The sequence below is a fragment of the Ruegeria sp. CE9 genome, assembly GCF_056537425.1.
Genome location: NZ_JBQFRO010000005.1, coordinates 262,608 through 279,755, shown reverse-complemented (window position 1 = coordinate 279,755; position 17,148 = coordinate 262,608). Strand labels below are relative to the sequence as shown.

Genomic DNA, 17,148 nt, shown 5'->3' with positions numbered 1-17,148 from the left:
TCAGGCCACCCGTGCAAACAAACACTGCGTGAATTCCTATTCAAGCCATTCTGTATGCGCCGATATTCACATGGCCAGCAAACCGAGTGACGCTAAACAGCTAAGAATTGCCGGTCTTCAGCTTCGGGTGCTGCTCGCCTTTGCTGGTTTCAATCGGTGCATTGCGAATATGGCTGACCATTGAAATCGCCGGACGATTTTCATTCAGACCGAAGCCGTTCCCATTCAGGATCTCTTCGTAGCTGCGCGTGTGCAGATCAGCGAAACCGCCAGAGAACTCTATCTCTTCGCCATCGATTGTAATCGATCGATATGTCCTGGCCCCGTTCTCTCGTGCTTCAGCGGGAACGTCATTGATATCCAGAGACAAGAACCAACGGCACCGAGCGTGCTCGAACTCCAGATACCCGGCGGCCTTTGTGGGGGCATTCATGTGAACCCGGTTTTCCTGCAGATCACCGAACAGAAAATGCAGCATGTCAAAGAAATGCACACCAATGTTGGTCGCAATACCGCCGGATTTGCGCACATCCCCTTTCCAACTTTCCAGATACCAGCGCCCGCGCGACGTGATGTACGTCAGATCGACCTCATACTTGGTGTCCTTGGGGCTATTTTGAATTTTTTCGCGCAGCGCAATGATCGAGGGATGAACCCGCAACTGCAGAATGGTGTTAACCGTCTGACCTGTCGCTTTCTCGATCATCTCGAGGCCATCGATATCTTCGGGGTTCAGGACAAGTGGCTTTTCACAGATCGCATCAGCACCTGACCGAAGCGCAAACCGCATGTGGCTGTCATGGAGGTAGTTTGGCGAGCAAATCGAGACATAGTCGACCTTGCCTGTGTCACTGCGCCGTAACAAATCCACATAGCGGTCAAAACGTTCAAACTCGGTGAAGAAATGAGCATCCGGAAAATGGCTGTCGATTATGCCGACCGAGTCACTCGTATCCAGAGCTGCCAGCAAAGTATTACCAGTATCCGTTATCGCCTTCATGTGGCGCGGAGCGATGTATCCGGCAGTTCCAACAAGTGCAAAGTTGCTCATTTCATGCGTCCCACGTGCTCAAAAATTACCTTTGCGCATCCAAGATATTTTCCGGGAAGTCAATAGAAGAGGGCTGTTCGATCGCGCTGGAAACCCATATCATCCTCTGTTAGAGCAGACCAGAATTGTTAAAGCTAGATTGGTCTTTGCTTCATGTCAGGCACCCCCAGCGAATATCGGAAAACTATTTTCTGTCTAACTTACCATGAGATAACTGCAGACGCGCGAGTACTGAAGGAAGCGCGTGCGCTGCACGCGGCAGGTCACAAAGTTCGCATCTTTTGTGATTGGCCGGGCGGATTGCCACAAGAAGACGATATTGATGGTATCAGAGTCACTCGCTTTAACTGGCAATCGCCTGAGCACATCAGTGAAGATATGTTGCAGCGTTTTTTCTTTCTCGAACGTGTATCGAGTGAGGTGGAACTGCGGGTAAAGCCTTATGTCGAGGCTGCAGCGAATTTGAATGAACTCAAAGCTTGGTTCAGTGCGTGCTTCACGGACGAAGAAGTGCAAATGCTTGATCCGATGTACTATAAAACCCATGATGGCAGAGAGCGGCGCAAGAGAAAGTTTGCTCACAAACGACTTCTTTGGAAATCTAGATTCCAGCATGGATTCGGTGAAGCCTCACAAAAGCTAAAGTCACTTAGTCCGAGCGCTCGGGAGGTAAGAGAGAAGTTCCGGGAGCTTTATCAGCTTAGTTCACTGATATTTGCGGAAAATATCAGCCATATTGACTTTAATGAAACCCCTGATGTCATCCACGCTCATGACATTTATTGTCTCCCGGCTGGTGTGGTCCTTGCAAGACAGTTTCAGGCCAGGCTTGTATACGACGCGCATGAGTATGAACCGGCTCGCGCGACGAAGAACCCGACAGATGGGTCAAACTTTGCGGAAAAGCTCGAAGATGATTGCCTTCCACTTGTTGACCACATGATTACAGTATCGTCGTCGATTGCGGACTTGTATGCCGAGCGCTTCAGGGACCAGCCAACCCTGATACTCAATGCCCCAGAAATCGATGTCGAATACATGGAAAGACGCAAATGCCAGGCTTTGGCTCAGCTTTCGATTCGAGCTCAGGCGAAAGTTGCAGATGAAACACCTTTGGTGATTTTTACGGGCGGTATTCAGATGTCACACCGGGGTTTGGACAAAGTGCTAGAGGCCCTTGTTCATCTACCAGGTGTTAAGTTGGCGACAATGGGCCCGCGACACCAGCGAAATGACAAGTGGTTTATGAAAGTGGCTCGTGAGCTAGGTGTGGATGACCGGATCACCTTGCTCCCGCCTGTATCTGCTCCGGATGTGCCGATCGCGATTAGTACAGCGGACTTGGCAATTTGCCCTTTTCAAGACGTATCGCTAAATCACCGCTATGCAATGCCAAACAAGCTTTTTGAGGCGGCATTTGCGGGAGTCCCAATTTGTGTTTCAAATCTTCCAGAAATGCGCCGATTCGCCGAGTCTTTGGGTTTCGGGCGAGCAATGGACGAAACAGACCCCCAAAGTATAGCGGAAGCTATTCGGGAGGTCTTGGACTATCCTGAACGATACACGTTGACTCCTGAGAACAAGAGAAAACTCTGGGATTCCTACAGCTGGCCAGCACAAGCCAAGAAACTAGAAGCGCTTTACCGTGGTATTTAGACGCGTGAGGTCAGAATCTGGGCTATTTGTTGAGATGCAGACCCGTCACCGTAGATCTTCTCTTGTTTCCCAGTTGTCCCAATAGCACTTAGAATCATATGCTCGATATCCCCTTCCAAGGGCGGGGCAATGCGATTCCATCCGCTTTCCACGAGTTCGACCCATTCGGTTTCAGTACGCAGCGTGACGCATGGGACGCCGTAGAAATATGCTTCTTTTTGTACCCCGCCGGAGTCCGTGGCCACCAGCATCGCATTGCTTTCTAGGGCGACCATGTCCAAATAACCGACCGGTTCTATTGTCCGAACATGTTCGAACTGACGTCCAATATCTTTTAACCTCACCGCTGTACGAGGATGTAACGGCAAGACTACCGGGTGGTGCCTTGCAACAGCCTCAAGACCATCCACAATATTTGATAATACCGCCGGGGAATCCGTGTTCTCAGCGCGGTGAACCGTGGCTAATATAAAGCCTTTCGGGTTGACCCCAATCTCATTCATAATTGTTGACTTCTGTCCTGCCCTTTCACCGAAGTGCAGGGCGGCATCGTACATTACGTCACCGACTCCAAAGATTTTGTCTTCTGGGATATTCTCTCTTCGTAGATTCGCGATCGCATCAGCCGATGTCGTGAACAATAGGTCAGAAACGTGATCCGTCAGCACCCTGTTCGTTTCCTCAGGCATCTTTCGATTGAATGAGCGCAATCCCGCCTCGACATGAGCAACAGGGATATGGAGCTTTGAAGCTACTAGAGCTCCTGCCAATGTAGAATTTGTGTCACCAAATACCAAAAGTGCATCTGGTTCATAGTCTTGGATCACGGGTTCGAGCTTTTGCATCATCAAGCCGGTCATAGCGCCATGACCGGCTGATTTCACCGAGAGGTTGATGTCGGGTTTTGCTATTTCTAGTTCGTCAAAAAAAACACCTGACATTGAATCATCGTAATGCTGCCCCGTATGGATTAGAATCTCGGTCATTCCGGGCAGCGAGCGAAGCGCCTTACTCACCGGTGCCAATTTGATAAACTGAGGGCGAGCGCCAACTACGACTGCGATTTTCACGGTAGCTCCATCCGAGTGTTGTTTTGACACCGCGCTAACATAAGGTTGCAGAACATACCACGCGAATTCTTGAAGCCAAAGCACTGTTGGATGTCTGGTGCCAATTGAGACCTAAGTGCCGTCCATGTCCTCTGGCCGAGCAAATACCCATTGCCTTTTTCGTTGAAGCGACTAGTAGAGACGCGAACTCACATTCGAGTTACAACCATCTTTCCCGGCAGATACAGTTAAAGAGCTATTTCTCATGAAACAGACATCACTAAACAACCTGCTAACAAAGCTCTCCGAGAAGCAGGCGGTGATTGGCATTGTAGGGCTGGGATATGTCGGGCAACCGCTGGCGCTAAGATATTCCGAGATTGGATATCGTGTCATCGGCTTCGATCTGGATGCCACTAAAGTGCAGGACCTGAACTCGGGCCATAGTTCAATTGAGCATATCGATGATGCCCGCATCGCAGAAGCGAAACAGAACGGGTTCGAAGCTACCACTGATTTCTCACGTATCGCTGAGGCTGATGGCATTATGCTGTGCGTGCCAACACCCTTGAACAAATATCGCGAGCCTGATCTTAGTTTTGTTACTGATACCTGCGATCAGATCGCTGATCATCTGCGCCCGGGTCAGGTGATCGCTCTCGAAAGCACGACGTATCCTGGCACGACCAAAGAAGAGGTTTTGCCGCGACTTGAAAAAAATGGGCTTAAGGTTGGTGAGGACCTTTTTGCCGTCTACTCACCCGAGCGCGAAGACCCTGCGAACCCGGACTTTACCACAAGCACGATCCCGAAAGTTGTGGGGGGACACACCGACGCCTGTCTGAAAGCGGGTATCGCGCTTTATGAGCAAGCGATTGATAGGCTTGTTCCGGTGAGTTCGACCGAGACGGCAGAAATGACCAAACTTTTGGAAAACATTCACCGCGCGGTCAACATTGGCCTCGTCAATGAGATGAAAATTGTCGCTGACAGGATGGGCATCGATATCTTTGAAGTTATCGATGCAGCGGCAACGAAACCTTTTGGATTTACTCCGTACTATCCAGGTCCTGGCCTTGGTGGGCACTGCATTCCGATCGATCCGTTCTATTTGACCTGGAAGGCCCGTGAATATGGCATCAATACGCGGTTCATCGAATTGGCGGGTGAAGTCAACACGGCGATGCCGGAATATGTGTTCGGCAAACTTGCCAATGCTTTGAATGAACAACGCAAGGCGGTTCGCGGAAGCAAGATCATGGTTTTGGGCATCGCATATAAGAAAAATGTCGACGACATGCGCGAAAGCCCCTCGGTCACCCTAATGGAGTTGATTCGGGACAATGGAGGTGATCTCAGCTACTCGGACCCCCATGTGCCAGAGTTCCCAGCGATGCGGGAACACTTCTTCGAGCTGTCATCAGTGACGCTAACTCCAGAAATTCTGGCGGAACAGGACGCCGTCGTTCTGGCGACAAATCACGATGCGTTTGATTATGCTTTAATCAAAGAGCACTCAAAACTCCTGATCGATACCCGTGGGAAATTCCGCACGACGGAACAACATATCGTCCGTGCATAGATATTTTTGTCGGGTTTAGAATTGCTGAATCCGAGCACGCAACGATGGTGTGTGGAGCGCATCTCCACCCACTAGATATTTGCGAGATACCAGGTGTTTGAGACACACGGGCAGATTCTAGATTGCGATCTGGTTAATTACAGAATCCGTTCAGCTCTGCGTTGTTAGAATGAATTAACCTCAACCGACACTTTTGAGTTGGCGCTGCCACCTAACAATTATCGGCACTTTCCTGCCATTCTTCACCCGTTGTGGGTGCATTCACCGCTTAAACAATTGGGAGCTTGCGAAACTCACGTTGTTCCTCTTTGGGCACGTGGATATAGTCACGGCAAATGTCAGGCCGCCTTCGGTTAAAAGAAGATTGGCTTCTGACGAGTTCCATTTGTGAGCAATCAAGGGCTAAAAAGCGTGAGCTTGAAGAATCGCAATACACCGCCTCAGCGCCACGAGCTGCGAAAGGTACGTAATCAGGGGAATAGTTTCCTTGCGTTGGCTTTCTTGTTTAGCGTCTTTGTCAATCTCCTTATGCTGACCGGACCGCTATTCATGCTGCAGGTCTATGACCGCGTACTTGGATCCCGTTCGGTTGAGACGCTTTCGGCGTTGTTTTTGTTAGTGGCGCTACTTTATGCCTTGATGGCGATGTTGGACTACGCGCGGGGCAGAATAGTCGCCCGTTTCGGGGCTCGGTTCCAATCGTCGCTGGACGAGCGGGTATTCGAGGGGACGATGCGGCGGGCGTTGTTCCCACAGGTCAGATCGGCACCTGCAACTGCTTTGCGTGATCTCGAATCTATCCGCTCATTATGTGCATCGCCAGTTTTGCTGGCCGTTATGGATATACCCTGGACCCCGGTTTTTCTGGCCGCGATCTTCCTGTTTCATCCGTTGCTAGGCTGGTTAGCGGTCGCAGGGGGCACATTGTTGGTTGTGATCGCATTGTTGAACCAGGCTTTGACGCATCGCAAAGTGGCGGACGCGCAAGTTGCCTCAGCCAAAGCGAATGCATTTTCCGAGCATGCGAGACAGGCTGCCGAGGTCGTTCGGTCGCAGGGCATGCAAGAGGATGTGTCACAAAGGTGGCTGAAGCAGCGCGGTGAAGCGTTGTCGCAATCAATATCTGCAAGTGACTGGACAGGCAGTTTCACGTCATTGACCAAGTCGATCCGATTGTTTCTGCAATCTGCCATGTTGGCGCTCGGGGCTTTGCTTGTACTACGCAACGAGTTGACGCCCGGAGCGATGATTGCCGGTACAATTCTGCTAGGTCGCGCATTGGCACCTGTCGAAATGGCTGTCGGTCAATGGTCAATGGTCGAGCGTGCGCGGACTGCGTGGATTAATTTGAACCAATTTCTTGATTCTACACCTCCGGAAACCCCTCGAACAAAACTGCCGGTTCCTAAGGCACATCTTGTGGCGAAAGGTCTGACCGTCATTCCGCCGGGGTCCAAGACGCCTACGCTACGAAATGCAGCACTTGAATTACGCCCGGGCACAGCGCTTGGCGTAATTGGAAAAAGTGGTTCGGGGAAAACGACACTTGCAAAGGCCCTCTTGGGATTGTGGTCTCCGGCTGCCGGGGAAATTCGACTGGATGGGGCGACACTGGATCAATACGACCCTGACGACCTTGGACAGCACATAGGATATCTGCCCCAGCAAGTAACTTTGTTTAATGGAACCGTCGCGGAAAATATCGCGCGGATGTCCCAGACACCTGATCCCGAAGCTGTTGTTGCCGCGGCAAAAACGGCCAATGCGCATGATCTGATTCTAGGCCTTGAGAAAGGGTACGATACCTTTCTCGAGGGAAACGATAGCCAACTCTCCGGCGGGCAAAAACAGCGGATTGCATTGGCGCGTGCGCTTTATGGCAATCCGGTTCTGCTGATCTTGGATGAACCGAACTCGGCGCTCGACGCGGACGGTACTCTTGCTTTGAACAACGCTGTACGTGAACTCAAAAAAGCGGGCAAATCTACAATAATCATGACGCACCGGCCGCAGGCAATTTCGGAGTGCGATGATCTTGTCGTGGTTGAAAAGGGCCAGATCGTGAAATCCGGTGGTCGTGATGAGGTTCTGAACACAATGGTGCAAAACGCCAATGTCATCAAACGGCACCTGAATAAGGTGGGTGAATAATGTCCAAAAAGAGTTCTCGTCCTGTTTGGAGCATCAAAGCTCCGGCATTCGTGGGCCTTTTGGCTTTGGCCGTATTGGTATTGGGCCTGGGTCTATGGAGCGTCCGAACTGAACTGGCCGGCGCGATTATTTCGCAAGGTGTCGTCGAAGTTCAGAGCAATCGCCAGGTCATCGAACATCCAGATGGTGGGGTCGTAGGCGAAATTTTCGTGCGTGATGGAGACGCTGTTGCGCGTGGGGACATGATGCTGAGGCTCGACGACACTTTTTTGGCCTCGGAAAACACAATTGTTGAATCGCAACTCTTCGAACTGCTGGCACGCAAAGCCCGATTGGAAGCTGAGCGAGACGGTGCGGACGCCGACGCGCTTGCGCAAAGTCTGCAGGAACTGAAAGCGCGTGAGTCTGTCGATGATGATCTGTTGGAAGGCCAGCAGCGCTTGTTCGACGCAAGGCTCGACACGTTGACTCAGCAAATTGACCAGTTGGGCAAGCAGAAGATCCAAATTCAAAATGAGATTGAAGGAACGCAAGCGCAGCTGACGTCACTGAACACTCAGGTTGAGTTGATCAGAACAGAACTCAAGGACCAGCAAGGTCTGCTTGATCGTGGTCTGACCCAGGCCAGCCGTGTTTCGGCCCTGCAAAGAGAGGAGGCAAATCTCACAGGTCAGATAGGCAGCCTCGAATCCACTGTGGCACGGTTGACGGGGCAGATTGCTACAACCGAGATTCAGATCGTTGAATTGCAGGCCACACGACGTGAAGAAGCCATAACCGAGCTTCGGGACGTACAGTCCCGTGCCGTGGAACTTGCTGAACGTCGTCTGTCATTGACCGAGCGATTGTCGCGTCTTGACATCCGTGCGCCCGTGGCAGGCACTGTTTACGATAGCCAGGTCTTTGCTATCCAGTCGGTGATCCAGCCGGGTGAACCGATGATGTACTTGGTGCCACAGGATACACCCCTGCTGATTGCTGCGCGCGTCGACGCACTACATGTGGATCAATTGCATCGCGGCCAGGAGGTTGCCCTGCGCTTTCCGGCTTTCAATCAGCGTGATACGCCCGAGTTGAACGGTCATGTAATCAACGTTTCAGCGGATACCTTCACAGATGAGACCAGCGGTTTTACATTCTATCGCACCGAAGTCGTTCCCGATGACGGACAACTGGAGCGCTTGAATGGACAGGAATTGTTGCCAGGCATGCCTGTCGAAGCCATGATCAAAACGGACGAGCGGACTCCGCTGTCTTATCTAGTCAAACCCCTGGCTGATTATTTCTATCGCGCATTTAGGGAATAGCCAGGTCTAAGTGAACTAGCTTAGACCGCCTCGAGGTTTCCTAACAATATCGAGGTCATGTCTAACGATAGTTCCCCATCGACTATCGTGACCTCTGCTCCGGTTTCATACGTGACATTGTTTCGTGAAATCCCGGACAGATCTGCATTAGCGTCCAGAAATATCCATTCTGCATCATGCTCGGTGGGTTGACCAACGGCGACTTGAAGGATCGCCAGCGCATCCAATGCGTTCACGGACCCATCGCGGGTGATGTCGGCTGCAATGAAGTTTTCGGCCTCTGCCGGACCCCACGTAGGGTCGAGACCGACCGACATCCGCAACACCTGCAATGCGTCCAGCGCCGTAATCTCTCGGCTTGCGGCCGAGTAAGATTTGATGAGGTCCAGATGACCGGGAAATGATCCGTCAGGTATGTCAAGGTCGAACTCACCTTGCGCATTGGCCTGGGCTACGACTGCCAAACCTCCGTCAGGGGTGAACCGGATTTCGGCATCACTTAGTGCTGGATTTGATGAGGCCGAGTTTAGCGTGAATGTTCCGGCCAACCCATCGGAGGAATTGTTGTCTGGTCCACTGCCCAGATCCACCGGGATGTGGTCTGGCCCAACGAATCCTGCTCCAAAAACTTGCGCGCTTGTCAGCGAATCTCCGGTATCCGAGACAAGTTCGATTGTTTCACCCCGATAGACGATTTGGGCGCCTTGGATGGTTGAAGTGAATTCCAGCTGAGCAGGCGTACGGAGAAAAGGATAGTTGGACAAATCCAACCGGTCGCTACCGGCTTGGAAATCCGTGATTACAGTTGGCCCGCTGCTTTGGCGAATAACAAAGATGTCGTCTCCGGCGCCGCCGGTCAAAGTCGTGGTACTCGTACCCGTAATCAGAATGTCGTCCCCTGCCCCACCATTCAAGGTTGAGTCCAATATTCCCCCTTTCAGCATGTCATCTTGCGCGGTTCCCGTTATGGTCCCAAACCCTTCTGTAACTTCTCCAAGTTCGGCAAGCGACACACTAAGCTGCGTAAGGCCTGCATCCTGCTGTGAGGCTGCGAAAATCTGCAATTCATCGCCAATATGCGCAATGCTGATTGTTTGAACATTCTGCAAGCCGCTTTCCAACGTATCGGCAAAACTATCCATATGGATGAGTTGCCCGTCCGGGGTCATGGTGAACAGAGTGATCCCGTCATCCCCGCCACCGGCCACGACGAACACCCTGCCGTTGACCTGAACAACCGACAAATCTTGTACCGAGGCAAACCGAGTATACAGCGAATCGAGGACATGGTTTGTTGGTATCAGCTGTCCTGTACTGCTCAGCTCCATCACACTGAGTGAGTTGCTGCCCGACCCGGCCACTATGATCCAGGATTGTCCATAGGCCTGAAAAGCTTCGATCGCGGCTGGCGAGTTGATTCCGAGTGTTTGAATGCCATCGTTGCCAGTGACCGCCGACAAAGCGCCGCTGCTTTGATCGACTTGATAGGAAGAGACCGTACTACCCGCCGTGTCGACGGCAATGACAAATTTATTCGAACCTGACTGAACCGAGTGCAGAGCATCCGCGCTTATACCAATGCTATCTGCCAGACTTAGCGAACCGTCGGCGTTGATGATGTAAGTTCCGATCTGGTTGGTATCTTCATGCGCCAATGTAAGAAGATCGCCGATCCCGATCGACATCTGTACGGCTGCAGAGATGTCACCTCCACCCGACAGAACTCCTGTTTCCTGAAGCGTCCCGAAAGTGCCATCGGGGTTCAGATCATATCCGATTAGGCCGGTAGCAGTATCAACATCTAAAACTAGCTGATCACTTCCTGCCAGCTGGATCGGAACCCCGCTTCGACCAACCTGATGCGCAATCGACGCGTCGAAGTACTGCTGATCCTGCTCCTGCGGAGCAGCGTTTTCCACTAATTGCCAAGAGACGATCCCGCCGCCGGTGCCCATCACGCTGTAAAGATACGTTTCACCGTTAAACGTTTTTAAAGCCGTATCGCCGATACCTGAATCGAGCGCTGCGGTCCCCGTTGCAACCACTCTTTCGAATTGAAGCATCATCGCCCGTTACCCCCTGCCACCCCTGGCAACAAAAACAGGATTAAACGATGCCCAGGCCTGAACCAGAGCAGAAATGTGGTGAAAACAAGGACTTCAGTTTCAGATTAACTCAAATTTTTCGGTTCGGTCGCACGGTAAATCTGATCACAACACCGATGAATAGTTTCGGACCGGAAACAGCGCAACGCGCCCAAAGGCGTCTGACTTGTGAGAGGGCAAAATGACCAAAGATACCGTTTCGGCCAACAAATCGATTGTAAAGGGCCAGCCCGACGAACCGCGCAAGCGCAATATCCGAAAATGGATCGACAAGAAGCTCAAGCGTTGGGCCGGGAGCGGGATTGCTGGCGGTCTTGGCTCAACACTGTTGGCGCTGCCCGCCCTTGCACAGGCTACCGATGAACAGCTCGCCTCGTATCAATTTGCCGAGTCACTTCCCGGCGTGCGGTCAGCCAAGCTACTTTCGAACGGCGACGTTCAATTGAAACTGACGGATGGTCGGACGATCGTCGTTGCTGCCGAAAATGTTCAGGTTCTGGAAAACGGTACAATCCTGGTCGCTGACGATGTGGTCGGAGAGATTGCTCAATTTAGTGCGGGGGCTGAGGCCGCTGGTGCAACCGCTGCTTCGGGCGGAATCAGCGGTGCCGGGCTGGCATTGGGTGGGCTTGGAATAGCTGGCGCCGCCGCTGGCGGCGGAGGCGGCGGAGGTGGTGACGATGATGATGATGGTGGCAATGAAATCGAAACTGTGCCTCAACCGCCAAGACCACCCAGCCTTAATCTGGCTGAGCTGCAATCAAATGCGCTTAACAATGTCAGCAGCCAGACAACAGTGCCGGACGGGACCAATACGGTTGAGGTCACCATAGGTCCGATCACCAAAACGGCTGTCCCAGCAGGCGACGGAAGTTGGAGCGTCTCGCTGACACAGGCTGAGGCTTCCGGTTTGTCGCAGGGGATATCGGACGTTTCGGTGCGCTATCTTGATGGCAACGGTGTGGAATTGTCCGCTGATACGGCCCGGTTCGATGTAGATACCGTGCCGCCGACCATTGCAATCACTGGCTTCTCTGCCGGTGCAGTCATGAATGCCGCAGAGCAAGCAGAAAACCTTGAGATATCAGGCACTACGGACGCAGAGAATGGGCAAACCGTGACTGTGACTATGGGTGGTCAGACCTATAGCGGCACGGTTTCAGGTGGAGGTTGGAGCGTCACAGTCCCTGCGGCTGACCTTGCCGCCCTTATGGACGCGTCCAACGTATCGGTAACAGCAGATGTGTCGGATCGGGCAGGCAATCCGGCAACTCAGGCCAGTGACAGTTTTGACATCGATCTGACCGCCCCCGGTCTTACGCTCAATCCGGTAGGGGGAGGCTCCATCGATCTGGCAGATTTGGTTGGTGATCTCATCCTGACAGGTACGTCCACCGCCGAAAATGGTCAGGTGGTTACAGTGTCATTCGAAGGTCAGAACTATCTGGGCTCGGTGACTGGAGGCCTTTGGTCTGTGACCATTCCCAATGCCGATCTGTCGGGCTTGGCAACGGGTGTACCCGCCTCTGTCGCCGTATCGGTCAGCGATGCTGCAGGTAATCAGGCGACACCTATCTCGGTATCCGTACCGGTTGACCTAACAGGCCCCTCAATCGCTATCGCACCACTGCCAGTAGGGTCTGCCTTGAACGCCGTCGAAGCGGGCTCGGACCTGACGGTAAGCGGCACCACCGGAAACGTGACTGACGGACAGCAAGTTACCGTGACTCTGGACGGTCAGACCTACACTGCGTCGGTCTCAGGTGGCGGTTGGAGTGTGACTATCCCGACAGCCGATCTCGCGGCACTTTCCGATGGTGGTGATTTTAGCATTACTGCGGATGTGACAGATGCGGACGGTCTTGTGGCCCCACAAGCCAGCGTTGGCTTCTCCAAAGATGTTTCAGCTCCGTCTCTGAGCATTTACAGCTTCTCGGATGGGGCCGTAATGAATGCGGCGGAACGCGGGACTGATCTGACCGTAACAGGCTCCACCTCTGCCGAGGATGGTCAGACAGTTACAGTAGACCTGAACGGTCAAACCTACTCTGCACAGGCGGCAGGCGGGGGATGGACAGTGACTGTCCCTGCGGCCGATCTGGCAGCGTTGGCAGACGGGTCCACGATCACCGTGACAGCGGATATTGCTGATGCAGCAGGTAATCCTGCGCCTCAAGCAACAGGAAGTTTTAATACCGATTTCACCGCCCCTGCTATCGCGATTACATCATTGTCGGATGGGGCCGTGGTAAATTTGGCCGAGCAAGCGACTGATTTGACCGTATCCGGAAGCTCGGATGCTGCTGACGGTACGCAAGTTAACGTTCAAATCATTCAATCTGGCGGTGGCGTCTTGGTCGCCGGCACCGCAACCGTCAATAGTGGAACCTGGGCCTACACAGCGACGGCCGCCAATTTGAGCAGTCTGCAAGACGGTCAAACCTATGATGTGAACGCTTCGATAGCGGATGCGGCAGGTAACACCAACGCCGCGACAACCAGCTTTGGAACCGATCTCACGGCGCCAACCCTCGCGTTGGATCCGCTTTCGGTTGGATCGGTCTTGGATATTATCGAACAGGGTTCCAATCTCAGCATATCGGGGACAACGAACGCAGAGGATGGGCAGACTGTCTCTGTAAGCCTGAATGGCCAGAGCTACACGGCGGTTGTTTCAGGCGGGACTTGGAGCACAAACGTACCTTCGGCTGATCTGGCAGTATTGGCAGATAGTAGCGGCTTTACAGTGGCTGCCTCAGTTCAGGATGCAGCAGGAAACCCGGCAACCAATGCTACTACGACACTGACAACTGATTTTCGACCAATTCTCTATATTGATCAACTAGGTGCTAACGAAGCGGTCTCGCTCAGCGATGCACAAAGCAGCGGGTTGACGGTAACGGGAAGTTCCATTGGATTGGCAACCGGGCAAGCAGTTGACGTCACCCTTAACTCAGCCTCACTCGGGACCGCCACAGTCGCGGCCGATGGCAGTTGGAGTCTATCCATTCCTGCAGCGAATTTTTCCGCAATCGAAGCTGGCGATACCCTTGATATCGCTGCGCAGGCCTCTGTTTCAGGCGGTAGCGACCCTGATCCTGTTTCCCAGCAAGCGTTCGCTCATGTCCCTGCAACTTATACCATTGTCGAGGCCGGTCGCAGCGGGACGACAGTAACATTTGAGGTATACGCCGACCCTGATCGCGATATCTCAAGCGGGCTGGCCTTTACTGCTGAGCTGGGATTCGATCCATCGGTGGCCACTTATGACGGAGGCTCCGAGACTGAAAACCCAGACTTCAACCTCTTTCTCGCCAATCCGAATGGAGCGTCCGCAATCAGTTTTGCAGGCGCTGCCACAAGCTATGGGGATCTGTCGCAGCCCGTGGTGACATTCACCATGACGATCCAAGATGCGACCCAGCCCAATGTACTGACAATGACAACGCCAGACGGAGGGCCATCGCAGTTCCATCTCGGAACGAGTAGCGACGATATTATTGCAGGTTCGGACGTTGATGACGTCATCCGAGGCAGTCAAGGCGATGATACAATCGATTTGACCGGTGGGGGTCGAGATGTGGTTGTCTTTGAGGCAGGCCCTTCCGCAAATGGCGTTGACAGTGTCAGCGGCTTCACGCTGGGTTCTGCAGCCGATGTTTCAGATGCATTGATGTTCCAAGGTCTGAATCCTGCAACATTGCGTGGTGATGGATCTGGTGTCGAAACGCTCTTGGCGGGCGATACAATCGGCATCAATACCGGGTTCATCGGGCTAGAGACGGCACTGGCTGACCTTAGCCAGAGCACGATTGCCACTGCAGCCGAGAACCTGAATGGAGCACAAACGGGCGATGAATTGTATCTGCTCGCAACCGACGGCACTGACAGCCTTCTTGTCAAAGTGGATTATTCTGGTCCGAGCTCGGCAACGGTAGAAACGATCGCACAATTTGACGGCCTGTCAGACCTGAGTGGTTTGACCGCCGACAACATCCTGATCACGGACCCAACTGGCGCCTCTGCCTGAACAGCGAGCACAATTTAAGGAGGGGCCGCAACCGTGGCCTCTCTACCCCAGCACAAGAGGATCAAATGGCAGAGAACGGCCTATTCCCCGTCAGTCTCGAACGCCACCGGACACGATACTGGCGGCGCTTCACATCATACCATTTCGCGGAACATATGGACGCATGCCCCATCGTTATCGCGGAGGTTCCCCAGATTGCGACAGCCTTCCCGATTGTCTTCCGTCTGAACCGATCAGGATTTGGACCAGTTGCACTGTTTTCCGTCATCGCAGAGATGGACTCGCCATTCATCGACCAGAACGGACGTTGGCTTGCACCTTACGTTCCATCTGCGTTGCGTTGCTTTCCGTTCCAAGCCGAAATTTGTACCAGCGGCAACACCCAGAGCCGTCTTCTTGTCGATGAGGACTCAGGTTTTGTCACAGATGACACGCGCGATGATCCCTTTTTTTCCAAAGATGGTGTGTTGACGCCGGATCTTTGTGATGTGCGGCGCTTTCTACAAACACGCCATGTCTCCGCGATCAAAACAGCAAAAATCTGCGCTTTGATCGCAGAGATGGAGCTTTTTGAACCGCTGACTGGACAGGAAGAAATCACTTTACCTGATGGTTTGTGGGGCATCGACACAAAACGGCTAGAACGGTTGCCCGAGGCATTCAAGCTTAGCCTGCTTTCCAGCGGCGCGCTTCAGCTGCTTCATGCCCATCAAATGTCTCTATCTCATTGCACTTGGCTGTATCGCGTTCAGAAGCAGACAATCTCGGAGACTAAAAATCAAAATGACACCTTTGGTGGGTTTGTGAACGCGATTGCAGAAGACGTTCTGAAAAACAAAAGCAACGCCGAGGTGCTCCATGCAATGGGTTAAGCGTGGGATCGGCGTCTTGGGTTTGTTGGCTATGCCCCTATTGATTTCTGCATGTGCACCAACACCAGATCTGTCCAAAGTTGAAACATCTTTTGCGTCCGGTTCTATTGGCGCGGATGCAGTTGCTTCTTCGAGCACCCTTACTAAAAGTGTTTTTGGTCAACGAGTGCGGCAGGCCGTAAAGACCAGCCCAACCGTGGCAGGCAGCGCCTCTCAGTTGGGGATCGCGCAAGCAAATCAGGATGCTGCAAGCGGTGCGTTTCTGCCTCAAGTCTCGTTGGGATTAAATGCGCGCTCAACTCAAACGAATTCCAACAACGGTGAGGTATCTCCGTACCTAAGGGTTTCCCAGCTTGTCTATGACGGGGGGGCTGTGGCGAACTCACTGGCCGCCGCACGCGCACGTGTTTTTGAAAGTCGGGGCAATCAATTACAAGCTGCATCGGCCACGGCTTTAGCAGCGATAGAAACCTACATCTTGGTATTGGATCGACGAGAGCTTTTGGAAATCACACGGCAAAACGTCGCTGTTCATGAAGACATTGCGCAGCAGATTACAGAACGCGTCTCCGGAGGGCTTGGTTCCAATGCGGATTTGTTGACGGCGCAGTCGCGCACCGCCGACGCACGAACTCAATTCGCAGATGCGCAGGCACGCGTTGATCGCGCAGAGGCACGCTTTCGAGAGGTCTTTGGCACACCTCCAGGAGATTTGCCGTCGCCGGTACCCGCTCCGAATCTCAAGCGAAGTGATATGCAGATTGTATTAGACAGCCCTCAAGTCCGGCGAGCGGATGCAACGGTGATCGCTGCCCGCGCGGAGTGGGCTGCGTCACAAGCACGTCGTCAACCTGATATTCGCGTTGCGGCTTTTGCAGATCACGATGATTTTGATGAGGCTGACTTTGGTGTCGACCTTTCCGTAAACTATGAACTGGACAGCACCGGACAGCGTCGCGCGGCTATTGCCGCCGCAGCGGCGCAAGTCGATCAGGCCGAGGCAGAGCGCGAATTGCTGATCCGTGAAATTGGCCGTGAACTTGGCTTTATCAGATCAGATCAAAAGGCAGGTGCGGAACGCCTCCGCGAGGCGCGGGTCGCGGTGAAAGCGAATGCCGATAGTGTCGCTGCAGCGCAGGCCCAATTTACCATCGGGCGCCGAAGTTTGATCGAGATTCTGGATGCGCAGCGTGACTACGTGAACGCGCAGGAGCGCTTGATCCTGGCCGAACAAAGCTTCTTCCTTACGAACTATGCTGCTCTGAGCCTAACCGGGGACATACTGGATTTGCTTGGGATCACGCTGAACACTTGGAACGGGTCGCTATGAGGAAAAAGCGTGCTG

General features: G+C 53.1%; 10 protein-coding genes. 7 read left to right on the top strand and 3 right to left on the bottom strand.

What is annotated here, in order from left to right:
* Positions 1 to 100 precede the first annotated feature (100 nt).
* On the bottom strand, positions 101 to 1,051 hold the full coding sequence (locus ACR0B3_RS12310) for a Gfo/Idh/MocA family protein (RefSeq protein ID WP_480809337.1): 951 nt from the start codon (positions 1,049 to 1,051) through the stop codon (positions 101 to 103).
* A 153-nt stretch (positions 1,052 to 1,204) separates the two neighbouring features.
* Between ACR0B3_RS12310 and ACR0B3_RS12305 the strand changes: the two genes are divergently transcribed.
* Positions 1,205 to 2,707 (top strand): glycosyltransferase, encoded by a 1,503-nt coding sequence (locus tag ACR0B3_RS12305; protein WP_480809336.1) that lies wholly within the window; start codon positions 1,205 to 1,207, stop codon positions 2,705 to 2,707.
* Here ACR0B3_RS12305 and wecB read toward each other — a convergent pair.
* Positions 2,704 to 3,777, bottom strand: a complete 1,074-nt coding sequence (gene wecB / locus ACR0B3_RS12300) for a non-hydrolyzing UDP-N-acetylglucosamine 2-epimerase (RefSeq protein WP_480809335.1) — start codon at positions 3,775 to 3,777, stop codon at positions 2,704 to 2,706. The genes ACR0B3_RS12305 and wecB overlap by 4 nt on opposite strands.
* 244 nt (positions 3,778 to 4,021) lie before the next feature.
* Between wecB and ACR0B3_RS12295 the strand changes: the two genes are divergently transcribed.
* From ACR0B3_RS12295 to ACR0B3_RS12285, 3 genes are all read left to right on the top strand, one after another.
* Positions 4,022 to 5,338: a nucleotide sugar dehydrogenase gene (locus ACR0B3_RS12295; RefSeq protein ID WP_480809334.1), complete on the top strand. Its 1,317-nt coding sequence runs from the start codon at positions 4,022 to 4,024 to the stop codon at positions 5,336 to 5,338.
* Between the two features lie 411 nt (positions 5,339 to 5,749).
* Positions 5,750 to 7,489 (top strand): type I secretion system permease/ATPase, encoded by a 1,740-nt coding sequence (locus ACR0B3_RS12290; RefSeq protein WP_480809333.1) that lies wholly within the window; start codon positions 5,750 to 5,752, stop codon positions 7,487 to 7,489.
* Positions 7,489 to 8,796, top strand: coding sequence for an HlyD family type I secretion periplasmic adaptor subunit (locus ACR0B3_RS12285; RefSeq protein WP_480809332.1), 1,308 nt, complete (start codon positions 7,489 to 7,491; stop codon positions 8,794 to 8,796). Before ACR0B3_RS12290 ends, ACR0B3_RS12285 begins: the two co-directional genes overlap by 1 nt.
* 20 nt (positions 8,797 to 8,816) lie before the next feature.
* On the opposite strand, the gene ACR0B3_RS12280 is transcribed toward ACR0B3_RS12285, so the two are convergent.
* Positions 8,817 to 10,862, bottom strand: coding sequence for a M10 family metallopeptidase C-terminal domain-containing protein (locus tag ACR0B3_RS12280; RefSeq protein ID WP_480809331.1), 2,046 nt, complete (start codon positions 10,860 to 10,862; stop codon positions 8,817 to 8,819).
* 220 nt (positions 10,863 to 11,082) lie between these two features.
* On the opposite strand from ACR0B3_RS12280, the gene ACR0B3_RS12275 reads away from it, so the two are divergent.
* From ACR0B3_RS12275 to ACR0B3_RS12265, 3 genes are all read left to right on the top strand, one after another.
* Entirely contained in the window at positions 11,083 to 14,931 is a 3,849-nt protein-coding gene (locus ACR0B3_RS12275; RefSeq protein ID WP_480809330.1) for a beta strand repeat-containing protein, read from the top strand.
* A 65-nt stretch (positions 14,932 to 14,996) separates the two neighbouring features.
* On the top strand, positions 14,997 to 15,803 hold the full coding sequence (locus ACR0B3_RS12270; protein ID WP_480809329.1) for a SapC family protein: 807 nt from the start codon (positions 14,997 to 14,999) through the stop codon (positions 15,801 to 15,803).
* 166 nt (positions 15,804 to 15,969) lie between these two features.
* Complete coding sequence (locus ACR0B3_RS12265; protein WP_480809328.1) at positions 15,970 to 17,133, top strand: TolC family protein; 1,164 nt, start codon at positions 15,970 to 15,972, stop codon at positions 17,131 to 17,133.
* The last annotated feature ends 15 nt before the right edge of the window (positions 17,134 to 17,148 follow it).

Excerpts from the sequence above, each read along its gene's own strand:
- ACR0B3_RS12310 (WP_480809337.1), bottom strand. The coding sequence starts at position 1,051 with ATGAGCAACTTTGCACTTGTTGGAACTGCCGGATACATCGCTCCGCGC.
- ACR0B3_RS12305 (WP_480809336.1), top strand. The coding sequence starts at position 1,205 with ATGTCAGGCACCCCCAGCGAATATCGGAAAACTATTTTCTGTCTAACT.
- ACR0B3_RS12295 (WP_480809334.1), top strand. The coding sequence starts at position 4,022 with ATGAAACAGACATCACTAAACAACCTGCTAACAAAGCTCTCCGAGAAG.
- ACR0B3_RS12285 (WP_480809332.1), top strand. The coding sequence starts at position 7,489 with ATGTCCAAAAAGAGTTCTCGTCCTGTTTGGAGCATCAAAGCTCCGGCA.
- ACR0B3_RS12280 (WP_480809331.1), bottom strand. The coding sequence starts at position 10,862 with ATGATGCTTCAATTCGAAAGAGTGGTTGCAACGGGGACCGCAGCGCTC.
- ACR0B3_RS12275 (WP_480809330.1), top strand. The coding sequence starts at position 11,083 with ATGACCAAAGATACCGTTTCGGCCAACAAATCGATTGTAAAGGGCCAG.
- ACR0B3_RS12270 (WP_480809329.1), top strand. The coding sequence starts at position 14,997 with ATGGCAGAGAACGGCCTATTCCCCGTCAGTCTCGAACGCCACCGGACA.